Annotated in this window: 16 protein-coding genes; 3 read left to right on the top strand and 13 right to left on the bottom strand. The window is 45.2% G+C overall.

What is annotated here, in order from left to right:
* Nucleotides 1–6: 6 nt before the first annotated feature.
* Nucleotides 7–1,104: a glycoside hydrolase family 88 protein gene (locus tag BN3656_RS11745; protein ID WP_066548350.1), complete on the bottom strand. Its 1,098-nt coding sequence runs from the start codon at nucleotides 1,102–1,104 to the stop codon at nucleotides 7–9.
* A 6-nt stretch (nucleotides 1,105–1,110) separates the two neighbouring features.
* Nucleotides 1,111–2,001 (bottom strand): carbohydrate ABC transporter permease, encoded by an 891-nt coding sequence (locus tag BN3656_RS11740; protein WP_331467971.1) that lies wholly within the window; start codon nucleotides 1,999–2,001, stop codon nucleotides 1,111–1,113.
* 294 nt (nucleotides 2,002–2,295) lie between these two features.
* Between BN3656_RS11740 and BN3656_RS11735 the strand changes: the two genes are divergently transcribed.
* The gene (locus BN3656_RS11735; RefSeq protein WP_066545109.1) at nucleotides 2,296–3,510 is read left to right on the top strand and encodes an IS110 family transposase; all 1,215 of its coding nucleotides are present in this window, start codon (nucleotides 2,296–2,298) and stop codon (nucleotides 3,508–3,510) included.
* Nucleotides 3,511–3,677: 167 nt separating this feature from the next.
* Here the strand turns inward: BN3656_RS11735 and BN3656_RS11730 are convergent, their stop codons facing one another.
* The 3 genes from BN3656_RS11730 to BN3656_RS11720 form a co-directional block, all read right to left on the bottom strand.
* Entirely contained in the window at nucleotides 3,678–4,556 is an 879-nt protein-coding gene (locus BN3656_RS11730; protein WP_331467972.1) for an ABC transporter permease subunit, read from the bottom strand.
* Between the two features lie 114 nt (nucleotides 4,557–4,670).
* A complete protein-coding gene (locus tag BN3656_RS11725) occupies nucleotides 4,671–6,308 on the bottom strand; it encodes an extracellular solute-binding protein (RefSeq protein WP_066548343.1) in 1,638 nt (545 codons plus the stop codon).
* Between the two features lie 151 nt (nucleotides 6,309–6,459).
* Nucleotides 6,460–8,673: an AraC family transcriptional regulator gene (locus tag BN3656_RS11720; RefSeq protein ID WP_066548342.1), complete on the bottom strand. Its 2,214-nt coding sequence runs from the start codon at nucleotides 8,671–8,673 to the stop codon at nucleotides 6,460–6,462.
* Between the two features lie 189 nt (nucleotides 8,674–8,862).
* Here BN3656_RS11720 and BN3656_RS11715 point away from each other — a divergent pair, with 189 nt between their 5' ends.
* A complete protein-coding gene (locus tag BN3656_RS11715) occupies nucleotides 8,863–9,993 on the top strand; it encodes a DUF362 domain-containing protein (protein WP_066548337.1) in 1,131 nt (376 codons plus the stop codon).
* Between the two features lie 101 nt (nucleotides 9,994–10,094).
* Here BN3656_RS11715 and trpS read toward each other — a convergent pair whose 3' ends face one another.
* The 7 genes from trpS to BN3656_RS11680 form a co-directional block, all read right to left on the bottom strand.
* Nucleotides 10,095–11,192, bottom strand: coding sequence for a tryptophan--tRNA ligase (gene trpS / locus BN3656_RS11710; RefSeq protein ID WP_066548335.1), 1,098 nt, complete (start codon nucleotides 11,190–11,192; stop codon nucleotides 10,095–10,097).
* 107 nt (nucleotides 11,193–11,299) lie between these two features.
* On the bottom strand, nucleotides 11,300–12,391 hold the full coding sequence (locus BN3656_RS11705; RefSeq protein ID WP_066548331.1) for an RluA family pseudouridine synthase: 1,092 nt from the start codon (nucleotides 12,389–12,391) through the stop codon (nucleotides 11,300–11,302).
* A gap of 25 nt (nucleotides 12,392–12,416) precedes the next feature.
* The gene (locus tag BN3656_RS11700; protein ID WP_066548327.1) at nucleotides 12,417–13,208 is read right to left on the bottom strand and encodes an SDR family NAD(P)-dependent oxidoreductase; all 792 of its coding nucleotides are present in this window, start codon (nucleotides 13,206–13,208) and stop codon (nucleotides 12,417–12,419) included.
* Nucleotides 13,209–13,216: 8 nt separating this feature from the next.
* Nucleotides 13,217–15,160, bottom strand: a complete 1,944-nt coding sequence (locus BN3656_RS11695; RefSeq protein ID WP_066548323.1) for a YgiQ family radical SAM protein — start codon at nucleotides 15,158–15,160, stop codon at nucleotides 13,217–13,219.
* A 12-nt stretch (nucleotides 15,161–15,172) separates the two neighbouring features.
* Nucleotides 15,173–15,820: an HAD family phosphatase gene (locus BN3656_RS11690; RefSeq protein ID WP_066548319.1), complete on the bottom strand. Its 648-nt coding sequence runs from the start codon at nucleotides 15,818–15,820 to the stop codon at nucleotides 15,173–15,175.
* Complete coding sequence (locus tag BN3656_RS11685) at nucleotides 15,817–16,614, bottom strand: pseudouridine synthase (RefSeq protein ID WP_066548315.1); 798 nt, start codon at nucleotides 16,612–16,614, stop codon at nucleotides 15,817–15,819. The genes BN3656_RS11690 and BN3656_RS11685 overlap by 4 nt, the downstream gene beginning before the upstream one ends.
* A gap of 47 nt (nucleotides 16,615–16,661) precedes the next feature.
* The gene (locus BN3656_RS11680) at nucleotides 16,662–18,098 is read right to left on the bottom strand and encodes an RsmB/NOP family class I SAM-dependent RNA methyltransferase (RefSeq protein ID WP_066548312.1); all 1,437 of its coding nucleotides are present in this window, start codon (nucleotides 18,096–18,098) and stop codon (nucleotides 16,662–16,664) included.
* Nucleotides 18,099–18,189: 91 nt separating this feature from the next.
* Between BN3656_RS11680 and BN3656_RS11675 the strand changes: the two genes are divergently transcribed.
* On the top strand, nucleotides 18,190–19,155 hold the full coding sequence (locus BN3656_RS11675) for a nucleoside recognition protein (RefSeq protein WP_066548307.1): 966 nt from the start codon (nucleotides 18,190–18,192) through the stop codon (nucleotides 19,153–19,155).
* Here BN3656_RS11675 and BN3656_RS11670 read toward each other — a convergent pair.
* A complete protein-coding gene (locus tag BN3656_RS11670) occupies nucleotides 19,152–19,850 on the bottom strand; it encodes a vacuolar family H+-ATPase subunit H (protein WP_066548303.1) in 699 nt (232 codons plus the stop codon). The two genes, BN3656_RS11675 and BN3656_RS11670, sit on opposite strands and share 4 nt — an antisense overlap.
* Nucleotides 19,851–19,859 lie beyond the last annotated feature (9 nt).

Here is a 19,859-nt window from a genome sequence, read left to right as displayed (position 1 = left end):
TCTCCTTTACCAGATCATAAAATCTTTTCCCAAAAGCCTGAGTATACCTTCCAAGAAAAAGTAATCTCCGTAAATCAGCGGAACATGAACCTGCTTTCCGTAAGCAACACTTCCATCCTGAAGAATACCGTCTTTTTCTGTATCCCAACAGCAATGCTTTTCTTCAAGTGCTTCCAATATCCGTTCTGCACTGTTTTGATATAAAAATTTTTCATTTTCATCTACTGCCTGCGCAATCTCAAGAAGTCCGCAGGCAGCACAGGCAGCAGCGGAAGTATCCCAACAAACCGGCTCTTCAGGTGCTCTAAAATCCAGAAGAGATACAAAACCGGTGCAGGCTACATTTGCAATAAAATAGTGAGCAGCCCTCTTTGCTGCCTCCAGATACTCTTTCGTTCCCGTATGACGGTATCCCAGCGCAAAGCCATAAACAGACCATGCCTGCCCTCTGGACCAGGACGAACCTTCTGCATATCCCTGTCCGGCCGGAAATTCAAGTGGTTCTCCTGTTAGCGGATCAAATACTGCAATATGATTACAGGATCCATCCGGTCTTTGCAGATATTTTACTGCAGTATCGGTATGACGTCTGGCAATCTCTTCAAAACGGGGATCCTTTAACTCCCTGCCTGCCCAGTAAAGAAGCGGTACATTCATCAGACAATCTACGATCATCCACCCCGTTTTATCTTCATTCCATGCCCGTATATAATTACCTGCCGGATTAAAGCGGCCTGCCAGTATGTTGGCAGCGTGAAGCCCTCTGGTTCGTGATTTTGGATTCTCTGTAAGACGGTAGTCAGCTACTGCCGTGTGGAGAAACAGAAATCCCACATCATGGTGAAGTGCTTCAAAGTGCTCCAAAATTTTGTCAAATTCCTGTTCTGTATGTTCTGCCGCAGTTTTGTATGCAGAGTCGCCTGTACACTGATACATCTGCCAGAGAATTCCCGGCCAGAAGCCGTTGGTCCACCAGGACAGTTTTACATCACGCATATCCGAATATGTTCCATTTTCTGCTATGTAAGGAATACGCTCTCCGAGCCGGAGACATTCCGCATGAATTTTCGCTTCCATCTTCTTAAAAATTTTTTCTGCATCCATATATATTTACTCCTTTACTGCTCCTGCAATCGTTCCTTTTGTAAAATGTTTCTGTAAGAATGGGTACACACAGAGGATCGGAACCGTAGCTACTACAATTGTGGCATATTTAATTGTCATTGCAACGGATTCCTGATCCATGGTTCCTACACCTGTAGTCATTGACGTCACATCATTCTGCATCAGTATCTCTCTTAAAATAACCTGCAGAGGGTAGAGCTCTCTTGTACGGATAATAGCAGAAGCCCAGAACCAGGAATTCCAGATAGAAACACCATAGTACAGAACCATAACCGCTAATATTGCCTTTGAAAGTGGAAGCACAATCTGGGTCAATATGGTAACATGACCTGCTCCGTCAATCTGAGCTGCTTCAATCAGGCTTTCCGGAATGCTTTCAAAAGAGGTCTTTAAAATAACCAGATTATAGGTACTGATCATAAACGGCACAATCAGTCCCCATAAACTGTCCGTCAAATGAAGATCCTTCAAATTCAGATAAAATGGGATCATTCCGCCTGAAAAGAACATGGTGAACATAATAAGCATCATAATCGGCTTTTTAAACATAATTCTGCGCCGTGAGAGAAAATATGCTCCCAGAGATGTCATAATAATATCCAATGATACTCCCACTACAAGTATAAACAGTGTATTCAGATATCCTTTTACGATCATTGGGTTTTTAAATACTTTGTTATATGCTTCCACGCTCCAGCCGTCCGGCTTTAATAAAAGCCCTGTATGTTGGGTAAGCATATTGCTGTCGCTGAAAGATGCTACCACTACATACCATACCGGGTATAGGCAGATCAGCATGATTAACGACAGAAAGATGTAATTGAAAACAGAGAAAATCCGCTCTCCCCTGGAACGTTTTACTTTCATTGATTTCATATTAATCTCCATTCCGCCGCCTTCGGCTGGCGGCACAAATAGTAATGAAAGTGTTCCAACTCTCTACACTGTGCTGTAAAATAGTTTGCAAGAAGCTACACTACAAAGCACGGGAGGAGGAGTTGTAATAACTTCCTTCGTTTTAGACAGCATATTAATCAGTGTAAGTTCTGCCTTTTCAAGCACAAATAAGTGGCATCATGAATCCGTACACTAAGAATTGTTTAAGCCTTTCGTTTAATTGTGTGGCAGTTCAGTCAATGGCTTCTTATCATTCACGAAAGGAGTCTGACTATGAAAGTTACTTATCAAACCTGTTGTGGTGTCGATGTTCACAAATCTTTTCTCGTTGCCACAATTGTAAAAACTACCGGCGGCATTGAGCCTTCTTACCAAAAGAAGCGTTTTTCCACCTTTAACAATTCAATTCTTGAATTCAAGCAATGGCTTCTCGACAATGATTGCCATGATGTCTGCATGGAATCCACAGGTAAATACTGGGTTCCTGTCTTTAATCTTCTGGAAGATGATATCAATGTTGTCATTGCCAATCCTAAATGGGTAAAGGCGGTGAAAGGCAACAAAGATGATACAAAAGATTCTAAATGGATTGGGGATTTGTTCCGTCTTGGACTTGTCAAAGGCAGTTATATTCCCTGCAAGAAAGTCCGTATTCTCAGGGAATACACTCGCTATCGTTACAAGCTTGTTTCCTGCCGTTCAAGTGAAAAGAATAGATATCAGAATGCTCTTACTGTTTGCAATGTTGCATTAGATTCTGTTGTTTCCGATATCTTTGGGAAGTCATCCACATCCATTATCGACTATCTGCTTGAACAATCGGGTTCATCCATTAACCACGAAGAAATCGCATCAAAACTTCTTCGGAGCCTCAAATCCAAAGAAGATGCTGTTATAGAATCCGTCGAAGGATATCAGATGACTGATGCCCAAAAATACCGTATGCGCCTTGTCCGCGCACATATGGATTATATCACAGCCGAAATCAATGATGTTGATAAAATGATAGAAAATATGATTTCTTCTAACACTGATTTTGAAAATGCTGTCCAGTTCCTCTGTACCATTCCGGGTGTCAAACGTGATAGTGCAATCACTATCATCTCCGAAATTGGCACTGATATGTCTCAGTTCTCAAGTTCCAAACGTTTATGTTGCTGGGCTGGTTTAACACCTGGCAGCAATGAATCTGCTGGTAAGAAGAAATCTGTCCGGATTACACGTGCCGGAGTCTACCTCAAACCTGCATTAGTACAGTGTGCTCATGCAGCCGTAAAATCTGACAAATCTCCTTACTACAAAAAGAAATATGAATCTCTTGTTAAACGTCGTGGCAAGAAAAGAGCCATTATCGCTATTGCCCGTATGATTCTTACCGCCATCTACCAGATGCTGTCTACTGGTGAGCAGTGGAATCCGAGCGATCTTTACAAAATCGATATGCCTGTAGCTCTTGTTGAAAAACAAAAAGCGAAGGCTATCAAATAAGCCAGGAAACTATTGCAACGAGAAGGATTACTTCCTCCTGATGAACCATTCGCTTCTTGAACTAATTTCCTAACTCTATAACACTTCAAAAAGTTGCCTGCTTTAGACAGCTTATTCAAGTGCGCCAATCTATGGCTTTCCTCTACTTTCTTTCACACTATCTCCTCCTACCACAGACTTGTCTCACCGCACTTGCGTGCAATTTTATTCGTGAGCAGCAGCAATCCCAAATTGATCACTGAGTTAAACAGACCGATTGCGGTTGAATAACTCCAATCCTGCTCCAAAAGACCGATTCGATAAATATACGAAGAAATAATATCCGCGGTTTCATAGGTTGCCGGATTATACAGAAGGATTGTTTTTTCATATCCCATATTCATCAGGGTTCCCATTTTCAGGATAAACATTATGATAATCGTAGGGGCAATTCCAGGAAGGGTAACATGAATTAACTGCTTCCATTTCCCGGCTCCATCAATCTGAGCTGCTTCATAAAGCTGGCTGTCTACTCCCGATAATGCTGAAAGATAAATAATGGATCCCCAGCCAATTTCCTGCCAAATGCCAGAAGCGACATAGATTGTACGATACAGATCAGGGTTCTGTAAAAGCGGAGAGCGTTCACCGCCAAACAGTTCAATAATATCGTTGAAAAGGCCGCTTGTCATACTGAAGTCAACCAACATTCCTGTTACAACAATCATAGAAATGAAATGAGGAAGATATGTAACGGTCTGTGTCAATCCCTTGAATTTTTTGTTTTTAACTTCATTCAATAAGAGAGCCAGTATAATTGGGGCTGGGAATCCAAAAAGCAGGCTGTAAAAGCTTAACAGGATTGTATTGCGGATCAGACGTCCAAAATATACACTGCTGAAAAAACGTGTAAAATTGTCCCAGCCTACCCAGGGGCTCTCTGCAATTCCCAAAGCGGGTGTATAATCTTTAAATGCGATAATTGCCCCGTACATGGGCTTGTAATGAAACAGAATAAAAAAAATCAGCACAGGAATAATCATCAGATACAGTGACCGGTTCCTCATCCAATCCTTCTTTACTCTGTAAAAAAACGATGACTGTTTCATTTTATCCTCCATTCTGTTTTTCAGGATTAAAAAAGGATGCTGCAAATTGTCGCAGCATCCTTTCTTCAGCCTTTAACGGGCATTATAACGTTCTAATGCCGCATTCTGAATCTCAAGTGCACGATCCAGTCCCATGCTTTCAATATTCTTTACATAAGTATCAAAATTGTCCAGACTTTCTGTACCGAAGATAAACTTTAATACCATTTCATCGCGATATGTATTGATTTCATTCATGATAATGGAATATTCTTTACTTTCTTCCGAGGTAGGAGTAACCGGAGGCATTTTATGAGCTTTAGCATTTGTATCTCCCCATACATCTGGTGTTTCCTTCTGCTGGTCAATGGTATAATACTGTTCCAGATAACGCATATCCTGAACAAAAGGTCCGTTGTAATTTCCACGGATATATGCTGACATTGCCTGAGATACTGGCCATCCATCTGGATTTTTCATTACCCAATCCGTATAGGTAGGATAATCATCTTTCATCTCATAGGATTCTCCCTCTACACCAAAGTTAAAGAGCATATGTCCTTCTTCTCCATAAGCATAATCCAGAAGTCTTGCAGCTCTCTCAACATCTTTGCAGGAAGTGGTGATTGCTACACTGGCTGTTCCTGGATACTGATTATCCATCTGACCAAATTCCGGCTTTGCTCCCTTTTCAAGCGTTGGATATGGTGCCGCTACTAACATATAATTGGGATCATTAGCCTGGGCTGCTGTTATCCATGCTCCCATGCGGCTTCCTGCAAATCCGATCGAAGCACCTGCGGAGCCATTAGTCATCTTGGCGCTGACCTGATCAAATTTCAAAGTGGCCATATCCGGATCAATGAGTCCTTCTGCATACCACTGATTCATAAGTTCCAGATATTTCTTATAATTTTCCTCTACTGCACCGAATTTCACTTTCCCATCATCACCCAGATAAAAGCTGCGGCAGGTATTAAAAGCGTAGGCAAAAGGATCATTATCTTTAAAATCTTCCCTTGTCCACTCCGGACAATACGGGGCCGCTACACCCTTTTCATTTTTAAATGCAGTTAAAACAGTATGCCACTCGTCAATGGTCTCCGGCACTTCCAGATTCAGTTCTTCCAACCAGTCCTGACGCAGCATCAGGCCAATCGTATTGCAGAGTTTTTCATCACCCCGGATAAACGGAAATACATAATAATGACCATCATCTGTTTTAATCATTTTGTCTACTTCCGGATGTTCTTTTAAGTAAGCAGTAATATTAGGACAATACTGCTCAAATACATCATTTAAAGGAATGATAACCCCATCTTTAATTGCTTTTTCCGGGCCGCCTGGATAATCCTTGATCCAGGTATACTCCATCATATCCGGAAGGTTGCCATCTGCAAGTATTAAACTAAACTGTTCTTTTACCTGTCCCGTAGGAGGATGCATAAACTCAATGTCAACCCCGGTTTCTTTCATCCATGTTTTTGCAAAAGGTGTTTCTCCCAGATTGGAATAATTGGGACTTACTGTACCCTGAAGTTCACACCAGTAAGTGAGAGCATCTCCTGCCGTCATAGGATAAGAAAACTCCCCGCCCCCATCTGCTTTCTGAGCGCTTTCTGTTCCTGCTGCAGCGGCAGTTGTTGCTTCCGGCTCTGCTTTTCCCCCGCAGCCGGCCAGCGCCAGTGTCATGGCCGCTGTCAAAAACAATGCTGTTTTTCGTTTTTTCATTGTCCTTCTCCTCCTTATATTTTGTTGCAACTGCTTTGCTTTGTGCCATGATCATATCATACGCCTGCTTATCTTTATATGAGAAAAATGCAAATTTCATTGGCAAAATCGCTTCTGAATATTTGCATTTTCTAAAATCAATAGTAAAAATCTAAAATTCTCTTTTTAATTGTCCTGGCGTAATACCCTTTTTCTTCTTAAAAGCCCGAATAAATCCGGCACTGTCCCGAAATCCCGATCGTTCAGCAGCCTCTGAAACACTGACCCCCTTCTTTAATAATTCTTCTGCAAAATCCATACGCACATTGTTGATAAATTCCAAAAGACTTTTTCCTGTCTGTTTTTTATAGAGTGAAGAAAGGTAAGAGGGTGTCATTTTGAAATGCTGACTTGTTATGGAAATATTAAGATCCGGATCTGTAAAATTAGCTGTCACATATTCTTCTACCTTTTTGCTGAATACATGATCATCACTGGCCTTTGAATGAATTTGGCGAATCTTCATGCATATCTGCTCCAGACAATCCAGAAAACACTCCCTGGCTCTTTCAGCCGGAGTTTTTACCGAAATCTGTTCTAAACTGCTTATTTCCTGGTAAGCGTGATTATATCCTCCAGTACTTGCTCCTTTTAAAAGAGTGCCAATCATATCAAAAATTAAACATTGATACGTATTTGCCTTTACTTTGCCGGAGAGATTTCGGTCAAATACCTGCATCATACATTGTCCTGCTGTTTTCTCATCGCCAGCCTTCATAGCAAGGATAATTTTCTGCTCCATTTCTTCTGGATACTCATATGTAAACCGTAAATCTTTTACTTTATCATATCGGATGATTGATGTATCCAGAAGACTGACATATTCTTCCATTCCCTGTGCCTGTATATAAGATTCGTGAATACCGCCGATTCCTTCAGATGCCATACCCATAAGAGCGATACAAGTAAAGCTGAATGATTCCTCTGTAATCTGCTGCAGATTCTCAATACATTCCTGCAGTTGTTCCATATTTTGGTCAGATGACTCTTTCATCCCAACAATAGCAGCTTCCTGTTCCCCCATTTCTGTCATTTCTATCTCAAAATATTGCTGAGATATTTCCTCAAATACATTTGCTATTATGAACTTTCGCAGTGTTTGAGCTTCTTCACCCATACGTTCCGCCGTCAGTTCGCCTTGCGGTTCCGGTTTAAACAGCACAACAGCAAAATATTCAGAATAAAGATGAATCCCACTCTGCTCTTGAGGATTTTTCTCACAATGTTCCATCATAAGACGTGACAAATAATATGTCTTTAATGTTTTTCGACTGTTTTTTAATAATCTTTGAGTATCGATATGTTCTTTAAAAAAAGTCTCCATCTTTCGATTCAGCCATTGATATTCGTTCTCTCCCTCCATAATCTTTGAATTATCATGGCGTGCAAAATTTTCCATAAGCATTTTTAAAGGATTATAACTTTTCTTAGCCAGATAACTTGCAATTCCAAATCCTGATATAATACAGATAAACAGCCCCAATACAGACCATATCTGTATCTCATGCGCCTCTTTATCAATCACAGCATTGGGCACTACCGCTTCAAAACGCCAATCTGTTTCATCTGAATCTATTCCAGTAATGATGTAAGAATCCTGCTCTGCCAATTCAGGAAGCATATCGCTTTTAGAATCCAGACATATTGTTTTGTTTCCACTGTTCGCAATTCGTATATGCACCTGCTCATCCCATTTTCCAAAGAGAAGCTTCTGGCGAAACTGGCTTTCATCAACGACGATCCCTATGGTTGCTGGAGATTCTCCGGTATTCGCATTGAGTGTGCTCATAGTAAATATAAGCAATTCCTGTCCAGATGAATCCTTAATCTCCAGTATATCATTATAGCGGCGGCTGGTCATATACTCTCTAAACTGATCCAGGCTCATGGATTCATCTTTATAATAAAGATTATAGTAAAGAGACATATCCATATTTCCAAGACTGCTGCTTATTTTTTCTGTTCCAGGGAAATACACAAAGATATGGTTTAAAAATGATTCTGCTACATCAATCATCCGTAAATCCGTATAAAGATAATATAATGACTGCTGATCTTTCAGATCAAAGTGTCCCTCTCTCTTTTTCGAGAGATTTTGAATCATATTATCAAGAGCCAGACGACTTTCTATCTTGTGAATGTTTTTTATTTCGCTGTCTATCTCTTTCTGTACCATATACAGGAGATTTTCATTTATCCGAGCTGTCTGGGTTCGTATGACCTGCCATGCCCTCCCATATATTCCCAAAGCCACAAGAATTGGGATAATTAAAATTCCCAAATAAGATAAAAGCAATTTTAAATATACGCTTGATTTTCTTTTCATAAATAGTTTTCCTCCACCCCAGCCGACCCCATAGCTGTATTCTGACATTTTTATTATATAGCTTTAAGTTTTCTATGTAAATCGAAATATTGCGAAAATCCCATCATTGCCATTTTCCCCCCTTTGTTTTATAATAAAAAAGGAACTGTAAACCCTTACATAAAAAGCAAATGATTACGAGGTGAACCAATGAATCCGTCAAACGTTTATTTCACAGATTTTCACACAATTGCCTTTGGCGACAGTCTTCCTACCAAGTTAAAAAAGCTGATCAAAAAGGCTGGGATTGAAAACCTGGATCTGGATGGAAAATTTGTTGCGATCAAGATGCATTTCGGAGAGCTGGGAAATATCAGCTACCTGCGTCCCAATTATGCCAGGGCCGTTGTTGATGTAGTAAAAGAGCTGGGCGGAAAGCCCTTCCTTACAGACTGTAATACCATGTATCCAGGCAGCAGAAAAAATGCCCTGGAGCATATGGAGTGCGCATGGGAAAACGGCTTTACTCCTTTGACCGTGGGATGTCCCATCATTATCGGAGACGGCCTTAAGGGAACCGATGATGTAGATGTGCCGGTAGAAGGCGGCGAATATGTAAAAGCTGCAAAGATCGGACGGGCAGTGATGGATGCTGACGTATTTATCAGCCTGACCCATTTTAAAGGCCACGAATCCACAGGATTTGGAGGCGCTATCAAAAATATCGGTATGGGCTGCGGCTCCAGAGCCGGAAAGACCGAACAGCACAGCAGCGGAAAACCCCATATTACCCCTGAGCTTTGCAGAGGCTGCCGCAAATGCCAGAAGGAATGTGCCAACAATGGCCTTATCTTCAATGAAGACACCCGCAAGATGGAGGTCAATCTGGACGGCTGCGTAGGCTGCGGACGCTGTCTGGGAGCCTGCAACTTTGACGCCATTGCCTTTAATGACAACGCGGCCAATGCCCTTCTCAACTGCCGCATGGCTGAATACACCAAAGCTGTAATTGACGGACGGCCAAACTTCCATATTTCCCTGATCGTGGATGTATCCCCCAACTGTGACTGCCATGGTGAAAATGATATCCCGATCCTTCCAAATATCGGCATGTTCGCATCCTTTGATCCTCTGGCCTTAGACCAGGCCTGCGTGGACGCCTGTCTGGCAGCTGCTCCCATGCCCGGAAGCCAGCTGGCAAGAAATATGGCAAAGAAGGATTTTGTGGATCACCATGACCATTTCCGCAATTCCACTCCTGAATCCGAGTGGAAAAGCTGCTTAGAGCATGCGGAAAAGATCGGACTGGGAAGCAGGGAATACACCTTGATCAAAATGTAATATGTGATCCGCAAGAAACAACAAAACAGGAGCATATCAGGCTTTTTGCAGCCAGATGTGCTCCTGTTTGACTGTGGTGCGCCTGACGGCACACGTTTCATTTATGCTTCTGACTCGCTCTTAAATCTGGCTGCCTGCTCTGCGATCAGTTCCTTGTCCTCAAAGTAATTGATCTTCATGGCGCGCTTCATCTCTGCCAGTGTTTCTGCTGCCTTTTTCTCAGCTTTGATGCTTCCCTCTTCCAGGATCCTGTATACAGCGGGAATATCCTTTGCAAACTCTTTTCTGCGCTCACGGATGGGGCGAAGCTCATCCTGGATCACATTGTTTAAAAATTTCTTAACTTTTACGTCTCCCAGTCCGCCTCTCATGTAATGAGCCTTTAACTCATCCAGATTTTTGTACTCCGGCAGATACTTTTCAAAGTGAGCGTCCGTACAGAAAGCATCCAGATAGATAAATACAGGATTCCCTTCCACCTGTCCCGGATCCTGAACTCTTAAGTGGTTGGGATCGGTATACATGGACATGATCTTCTTTTTAATCTCCTCCTCAGAATCAGACAGGTAAATGCAGTTTCCAAGGGACTTGCTCATTTTTGCCTTTCCGTCGATTCCCGGCAGACGCAGACATGCCTTATTGTCTGGAAGAAGAATCTCAGGCTCTACCAGACTTCCGTCATAGACGGAGTTGAATTTATGGACGATCTCTCTGGTCTGCTCGATCATGGGCGCCTGATCCTCTCCTACCGGCACGGTCGTCGCCTTAAAGGCAGTAATGTCCGCAGCCTGGCTGATGGGATAGGTGAAAAAGCCAACCGGAATGCTTGTTTCAAAGTTGCGCATCTGAATCTCAGATTTTACCGTAGGATTTCTCTGGAGACGGGAAACCGTCACAAGATCCATATAGTAGAAGGTCATCTCACAGAGCTCAGGGATCTGGGACTGGATAAACAGAGTAGACTTCTCAGGATCTAGACCGCAGGCCAGGTAATCAAGGGCTACTTCGATGATATTCTGGCGTACTTTTTCCGGATTATCTGCATTGTCTGTCAATGCCTGAGCGTCTGCGATCATAATATATATTTCATCAAACTGACCAGAATTCTGCAGTTCCACTCTGCGTTTTAATGAGCCTACATAATGTCCAACATGAAGGCGGCCTGTAGGACGGTCGCCGGTTAATATGATTTTTCCCATTGTATTTTATCCTCTCATCTCCAGTTAAAAACCGGAGTTTATAATAAATAAGCATACCCCAAAGGTGATATTCTGTCAAGCACGGAAGAGGCTGTTTCCAGCCTTGCTTATGCCAGTCCTTCGCCTTTCATAACTCTTAAAAATGACTCGGGAAGAGGCGCTGAAAACTCCTTTTTGCCAAGATAATGAAGAGGCGCAGGAAGATATTCAGGCATAACCAGACGGAAGGAATGAAGCATCTGGGAGGTGATTTTGTAGTTTGACCGCACACGTTCATTGACCCTTCTGTCACCATACTTAAAATCACCTAAAATAGGATGGCCGATGGAGGCTAAATGGGCCCGGATCTGATGGCTGCGCCCGGTAATCAGCGTTACCTGCAAAAGGGTCACTTTTCCGTTTGATTTAAGGGGAACATACTCCGTCATAATGGGTACGCTGTCTGCTGTCTGCTTTGAATGGATCTCTACTTTGTTGGAAGCTTCATCCTTCTTTAAAAAGCCTGTGATCAGCTGTTTTTCTTTCACCTCTCCTTTAACCAGGCACTGATAATATTTGTGGATGCTCCTGTCTTTGAATATGCGGTTCATCCCCTGGAGTCCTGCCAGTGATACGCCTGCCGCCACAAGTCCGCTGGTATTCCGGTCCAGACGGTTGCAGATAGAGGGCTTAAAGGTACGCAGCTGCTCAACCGGCAGATGGCCGGACTGGATGAGGTAGTTTAAGATATGTTCATTTAGGGAAATATCACTCTCTTTTGCTTTCTGAGAAAGCATGCCGGAGGGCTTGTTGACGATCAAAATATGACTGTCCTCATAGATGATATCCAGCTTTACTGCCTGGGCGCTGTTTTCCTTTCCCGTCTTTTTGCAGCAGACAGTGCTGCTTTCTGATACCAGCCGACCGTTCAACGTCTGCGGGGTTTTTAAAGCCTGAGGGACTTTTGATGCAGACGGGGCGAAGGATAGATCGGCTGTGATCTGGGAAAATTTAGCAATCGTCTCATCCGCCAGAAACAGGCGGATCACATCTCCTTCCTCCAGTCTCTCGGCTCCCTCACACTTCTTTCCGTTAAGCGTAATGTTTTTTTTACGCATCATTTTATATAAAAAGCCTTTTCCTGCCTGATTCAGATATTTGGTTAAAAGCTTGTCTAACCGCTGTCCGGCCTCATTTGCCGTGACCTTCAATTCCTGCATGGTCTTTTTCTCCTTATATCCTGATTTAGGATTCCCACCGGCTGCCCTTTGGCGCGTATTCGATCCGTTCCATTACATCCAGGATCAGGCGGTGGGGCAATAGCTTTGTAAGCAGATAGAAAGCCTTCATGGTCCAGCCATAAACAGAAAGCTCACGTCTGGATACACTATCCCGGATGGCTTTTTTTACCACCCGGTCCGGCTTTGCCATCACAAACTGCTTATAAAGGGGGATTTCACCTGTTGTCTGGGCAATATCAAAAAATTCCGTTTTCACAGGTCCGGGGCAGATGGCTGTTACAGAAATCCCCCGATCTTTTAATTCCCGGTTTAAGGCTCTGCTATAGCTTAGTACGTAGGCTTTTGTCGCCGCATAGACCGCAAAGCCCGGCTGTGGCAGAAAGGCGGCGCTGGAGGCAAACTGGAGGATCCGGCTGTTATTTGGCATAAAGGGAAGAACCATAGACGTAACTGCCGTAAGGGCCGTGCAGTTAAGCTCTGCCATTCCTGTCTGGTCTGATACAGAAAGTTCCCTTACACCGCCAATCTTTCCAAAACCGGCGGCATTTACAAGAAATTTTACCTGAGGCCCGGCCTGCGTAAGAGCTGCCTTTAATCGTTCAAGGTCTTTTTCTTCTGTAAGATCCAGATCAAAGGTGCGTACAGGAATACCGATGAAATCCTTTAACTGCTCCAGACGCTCCTTTCTGCGTCCTATGGCCCAAATCTCATCCAGGCCTTTAAACTGCTCCCACAGTTGAATGGCGCATTCTCTCCCCATTCCTGAGGTGGCTCCTGTCACTACAGCAATCATCATAATAAGCCCTACCTTCCCTTCTTTTTATGGATATTGCGAATGGCTTTCTTCTTTCCTGACGGCTGGCCTTTGTCTGTTTTCTGGACAGGCCGGCTGTTTGTCCCCTTTCCTCCCTTTGATCCGCCGGAACTGTTTTTGCTCCTGTAGTCCTTCGTTCCACCCGGACGCACCAGACACTTCTTATCATAGCCGATCAGATCCGTCCTTCCGGCAATCCGCAGCGCCTCTGTCACAAGATCGTAGTTTTTCGGGTCGCGGTACTGGATCAGCGCCCTCTGCATGGCTTTTTCATGTGGATTGACCGGCACATAGACTTTTTCCATGGTACGGCAGTCATAGCCGGTATAGTACATACAGGTGGAAATAGTAGAGGGCGTGGGGTAAAAGTCCTGTACCTGCTCCGGCATATAGCCCAGATCCCGCAGATATTCTGCCAGCTCCACCGCTTCCTTCATGGTAGAACCGGGGTGGGAGGACATCAGATAGGGAACCAGATACTGATCCTTTCCCAGACGCTCATTCATCTCCTTATATTCCTTGACAAACTTGCGGTAGACCGCATTTTTCGGCTTTCCCATACGGTTTAACACAGCATCAGAAACGTGCTCCGGAGCTACTTTTAACTGTCCGCTTACGTGGTATTCGCACAGCTCCTTTAAAAATTTTCTGCTGGTGTCCGCTAGCAGGTAGTCAAAACGGATCCCGGAACGGATAAATACCTTTTTCACCTTCGGAATAGCCCGCAGCTTCCTCAAAAGGGCCACATAATCGGAATGATCTGCTTTCAGATTTTTACATGGCTCAGGAAACAGGCACTGCTTTGAGGGACAGGCTCCCTTCGTAAGCTGCTTTTCACAGGCCGGGAAGCGGAAATTAGCCGTAGGCCCGCCTACATCATGGATATAGCCCTTAAAATCAGGCTCTTCTGTCAAACGCTTTGCCTCTTCCACTAAGGATTCATGGCTTCTGGCCTGAATGATCCGTCCCTGATGGAAGGTAAGGGCGCAGAAACTGCAGGCGCCAAAGCAGCCCCGGTTGCTGATGAGGCTGAACTTGATCTCACGGATAGCCGGAACACCGCCAAGAGCCTCATAAGAGGGGTGATAGCTTCTCATATACGGCAGAGCATAGACGTCATCCATCTCCTGCTTCGTAAGGGGCTTTGAAGGCGGATTCTGCACCACAAAAAGTTTCCCGTCATAGGGCTCCACCAGACGTTTTCCAGAAAATGGATCTGTATTGCTGTACTGGATAAAAAAGCTTTCCGCATACCTTTTTTTATCACGGACAAGCTCCTCATAATCCGGCAGAAGCTTGTAGTCATAGACACTTTCCAGCTGCTTTGTCTTATAAACCGTACCGTCAATAAAGGTAATATCCTTCACATCCAGACCGCTGTCTAAGGCATCTGCTATCTCTATGATGGAGTGCTCTCCCATTCCATAGGAAATAAGATCCGCCTGGGCGTCTAAAAGGATCGAGCGCTTTAACCGGTTGGACCAGTAGTCATAGTGGGCCAGACGGCGCAGGCTGGCTTCAATGCCTCCGGCGATAATAGGAACATCCTTGTAGACGGAGCGGATCAGGTTGCAGTAAACCACAACCGCATAATCCGGCCGTTTTCCCATGACGCCTCCCGGAGTATAGGCGTCCTCTTTCCTGCGCTTTTTCGATACGGAATAATGGTTCACCATGGAGTCCATATTTCCCGCAGAAACTAAAAAGCCCAGCCTGGGGCGTCCGAATGTCTGTATACTTTCCTTTGTTTTCCAGTCCGGCTGGGAAATGATCCCCACACGGTAGCCGTGGGCCTCCAAAAGCCTTGAAATAATGGCGGTTCCAAAGGAAGGGTGATCTACATAGGCGTCGCCTGTCACATAGACAAAATCACACTGATCCCAGCCTCTTGTTTCCATATCCTGCCGGGTAACCGGCAAATAATCATGTATCATACGCTCTGCTCCTTATAAAAGCTCTCTAAAATCACAGATAAAGCCGTCTGCCAGAGCTTCCTTTTCTTTCCGCATGGCTTTGGAAAATGTATCTTCCACTGCGTACACCGTCATCCCGGCTCTCTTTCCAGCCATGATTCCAGCCGGAACATCCTCAAACACCAGACAGTCCTCCTGCTTTGCTCCCAGCCGTTTCGCTACCTCCAGATAGATATCCGGAGCCGGTTTTCCAAAGGGTACCTCACAGGCCGTTACCACCTCACGGAAATATTTTTCCATATCAAGGGATTTTAATACAGCGGATACCATTTCTCTGCCGTTGCTGGTGGCAATGCCTGCGGGAATCCCTCTGGCTGCAAGCTCCTCCAGAAATTCCCGTGCTCCCGGTTTTAGAGGAACTTCCTTTTCATATTTTTCCAGAGACATGGCAATCCAGGCTTCCTTGATTTCTTCTATAGAGTCAGGAAGTCCGAAGCGCTCCTTAAAATAAACAGCCGTCTCTGTAAAGCTCATGCCTTCAATGGCTTTCTGCAGATCCTCCGGGCAGGACAGGCCGTACCGTCCCAGATATTCGATGTCAATATCCTCCCACATCCACATGGAGTCTACCAGTGTTCCATCCAGGTCGAAAATGACTGCTTTTATGTGATCCAGTATCATATTTCTGATATTTCTCCTTTCAGACCGGCCAGTTCCTTTTGGGTAAGCGGCCTGTATTCTCCCGGCAAAAGCGCCGGATCCAGACAAAGCGTTCCCATGGACAGCCGCTTTAAAAATACGACCCTGCAGCCCAGAGCTTCAAACATCCGCTTTACCTGATGGAATTTCCCCTCATGGATGGTCAGGGTCACAGGAGCCGCTTCTGCAAAGGCTGTCTCCGGCGCACGTCCCAAACGTTGTTCCCCCTCTTCTCTGCTTAAACAGATAAGCTCTGCCGGCCGAGTCTTTACTCCATCCTCTAAAATCACGCCATTCTTCATCTGTTCTGCGGCATCTTTAGGGAGAGTTCCCTCGATATAAGCCAGATAGACCTTATCCACATGTTTTTTCGGGGAAAGCAGTTCATGGGCCAATGCTCCGTCATTGGTAATCAAGAGCAGGCCCTCTGTATCCAGATCCAACCGTCCAACCGGAAAGAGATCTCCCCTGAGGGCATCCCCGATCAGGCTTACTACAGTAGGATAACGGCCATCCTCTGTGGCAGATACGGTTCCCTGAGGCTTATTTAACATAAAATACTCCATCCGGGCATAGCTTACCGGCACACCGTCAAGGAAAATCTCATCCTTTTCCGGATTTATCTTTGTATCTGCTGCCTTTACGGTCTGTCCATTGACCTGGATCCGGCCCTTTCTCGCAAACTCCTTTACCTGGCTGCGGCTTCCCTTTCCCATTTCTGTGAGAAATTTATCCAGACGCATCTGTCCGGTATTCTGTTTTTTCTTCTCTGCCATATGGATTTTACTCCTGTTTTTCTTATCCGCCGCTGGCAGCTTCACAGTTACTGTAAACGCCAGCCGGGATAGTATTTATTTTTCAGTGTCATATTGTTTCCCTTGGCCCAGCCTAGTGGGAAACCTCTATAGGCCACCAGGCACCAGCCTTTTATGGGGCCTTCCTCCGGCAGCAGGCTGATCGTTTCCCCTTTCAGGTAGCGCGCCACACGCTCATCTTCCTCAGAAAGATTTAAAACCACTGGATATTCCTCTATGCGCAGCGCCATTGCCAGTGCCTGTGAGGGCTCAAAACGGCCCTTTTTCAGTTCTCCGATCAGCAGGCCGGTGCGCAGAAAACGTAAAGGCAGACCCGTTTCCAGTCCGCAGGGCAGATAGTATACATGTTCCTGATGGATGAACATACGTTCCTTTTCCCAGGAAATCCTGCACGAACGTAAAAATGCTTCCAGCTCCCGAAGGCCTGTATCCTCAGAAGCCGAAGATTTTTTGCCCTGGATCTTTCTGCTTTCGGCTCTGTTGGGATGACGTTCTCCCGGTTTGGCAGGATGACCGACCGGGGTTGGTATCTTTTTTGATCCTTCACTCTTTTTTCTTAAAAGCGCCAGAAAATGGCCTTCCCCCTTCATCCGGTGGGGAAAAAGGCGCATACAGCCGTTCAGTCCGATGCCGTCTGCGGATCCGGGTACAGAGGCAAGATTGAAAGGCACCAGCTCCATTTCCGGGTGCGATTCTAAAAGAAAGTTTACATTATCCTCATCCTCCAGCCTTGAAAAGGTGCAGGTAGAGTAAAGGAGCACACCGCCCGGTTTCAGCATAGCCACGGTCTGCTCTAAGATCCGGCGCTGGATGGGGCTGTAATATTCAGGACCTCTGCTGGTCCAGTCTTTTACCATGTCATCATCCCGCCGGAACATCCCCTCGCCGGAACAGGGAGCATCTACTAAAATTTTATCAAAAAATTCCGGCCAGACCTCTGCCAGCTTTTCCGGGTCCTCGCTGACCACTGCAATATTGGCAGCTCCTGTTAATTCCAGATTTTTAAGCAGGGCTCTTGCCCTGGAATAGCTGATATCATTTGATACCAGAAGGCCCTCTCCCTTAAGCTTTGCCGCCAGCTCCGTACTCTTTCCTCCCGGAGCCGCACATACATCCAATACCTTATCTCCCGGCTCCACTGGAAGCATGGCCGCCGGCGTCATGGCGCTGGGTTCCTGAAGGTAGTACAGCCCTGCAAAATAGGCAGGATGTCTGGATGGCCGGTCCTGGCTGTCATAATAAAACCCATTTTTCGTCCAAGGGACTGGAGAAAGTTTCCAGGGAGAAAATTCTAAAAATTCCTCAGGAGAAAGCTTAAGCGTGTTCACTCTCAGTCCCGGTTTCCATTCTTCCTCATAGCTTTTTATATACTGGTCGTATTCCTTTCCCAAAAGTTCTTTCATCCCGGCAAGAAAGTCTTTTGGGAGCATTTTCACATCTGTCATCTTTTTGACCTTTCAATGTTTTTCCATATTGGTTATATTACTGTACTTCTTCCATATACTGATACAAAACTCCCACCCTCTAAGGTTCTTCATGAAACACTCCCTCGGCGGTTTGGGGGCAGTCTTCTGCCTCATCCTTCTTCTTGCCTGCCCGGCTCTGGCCCTCACAGGAGCCAGAAATGGGCTTCTTCTCTGGGCGGATGTGGTTCTTCCCACCCTTCTGCCCTTTATGATCTGCTCCGGCATGATCGTGGCCCTAAACGGCGTTCCCCTGCTCACAAAGCCCCTTTTCCCTTTTTTATCCCGTTTTATGGGCCTCTCCCAGCCGGGAAGCTTTGTCTTTATCACGGGCCTTCTATGCGGATACCCCATGGGAGCACGGATGGACAGCCGTTTCCTGGAAGAAGGACGGATTGAACTTAATGAAGCCAGAACGCTTCTTGCCGTCAGCAACCACCCCAGCCCCATGTTTATCCTGGGTTATATCTGCGTTCAGGCCGCATCCCTTTTTTCTTCTTCAAATGCCTGTCCGCCCTGGATCTTTCTCACCGCTTTGTATCTGCCCATACTTCCGGTTTCTTTTCTGGCAAAAAAATGTTATCATCTGAATCAGGAAGCGTCTCTTTGCAGACAGGATAACTATAAATCGGAGCATACACGCGTTTCCTTTGACGCCCACTTAATGGACTGTCTGGAAACCATGGAGAAAATCGGCCTTTATATTATGATTTTTTCCATTTTGGCTTTGTATCTGAGTGCACTTCCAGATTCCCTTCTCCCTCTTACGCTAAGATGCGCCCTCTTAGGCGCGGTAGAAATCACTACAGGCATCCAGGCGATCTCAGGCTCTGTTCCCGGCTTTGCTGGAGCCCTTCTTATCACAGCAGCCGGAGCTTTTGGGGGGATTTCCGGGATCTTTCAGACAAAAAGTGTACTAAAAAGTGCCGGACTGTCTATCCGGCACTATATTCTGTGGAAGTTTTTCCACAGCGTCCTTTCCTGCGCGGCCTTTGCTCTGTGCTTTTTCATAAATCAAAGCCTGCAGATCGGTATTTAATCAGCCTGTGTTTCCTGATTCTCCACAGCGGCCGCAGCCTCTGCATTCTCCTCTTTCACAATCCCTCCGGACAGCTCATTGCGGTTGGCAGAAACAATATCATAGCTGGACTGCATGGAACTCATAAATGCGTCAAAACGCCCCTTTGCGTTGTCCATGGTGTGGTTAAGAATGGTCTGCAGGCTGCGGAGCATATCATCCGTATACTGAATGGAGCCCTGTCGGATATTATTGGCGTCATTCACTGCGGCATCTACGATTGCCTGAGCCTGGATATTGGCCTGTGAAATAACCTCCTCCGCATGGCTGTAGGCCCGCTGCATGATCTCATGCTCATTGATCATCTCTGTCGTCTGCTCATTAGCCTGAGCTACCATGGAGTTTGCCTCCTCTGAAGCCTGGCTTACCATGGAATTTGCCTGCTCTGTCGCCTGGGCGATCATGGCGTCTGCCTGAGCCTTTGCCTCAGAAAGCATGGCGTCGGACTGGGATCTGGCGTCATTTAAGATGGTCTGCTGCTGACTGATGATCTTCTGATACTTTGTGATTTCATCCGGGATCCGCATACGAAGCTCTACCAAAAGCTCCTCCATCTCCTCTTTGTTCACAATGATCTTGCTTTTGGACAGCGCCTGAGACTTGCAGCTGTCAATATATTCTTCAATCTCGCTTATCAACTGTTCAATTCTGCTCATATTACGATC

The sequence above is a fragment of the Clostridium sp. AT4 genome, assembly GCF_001517625.2.
Taxonomy (GTDB): domain Bacteria; phylum Bacillota; class Clostridia; order Lachnospirales; family Lachnospiraceae; genus Enterocloster.
This window is presented reverse-complemented; position numbering and strand designations above follow the sequence as displayed.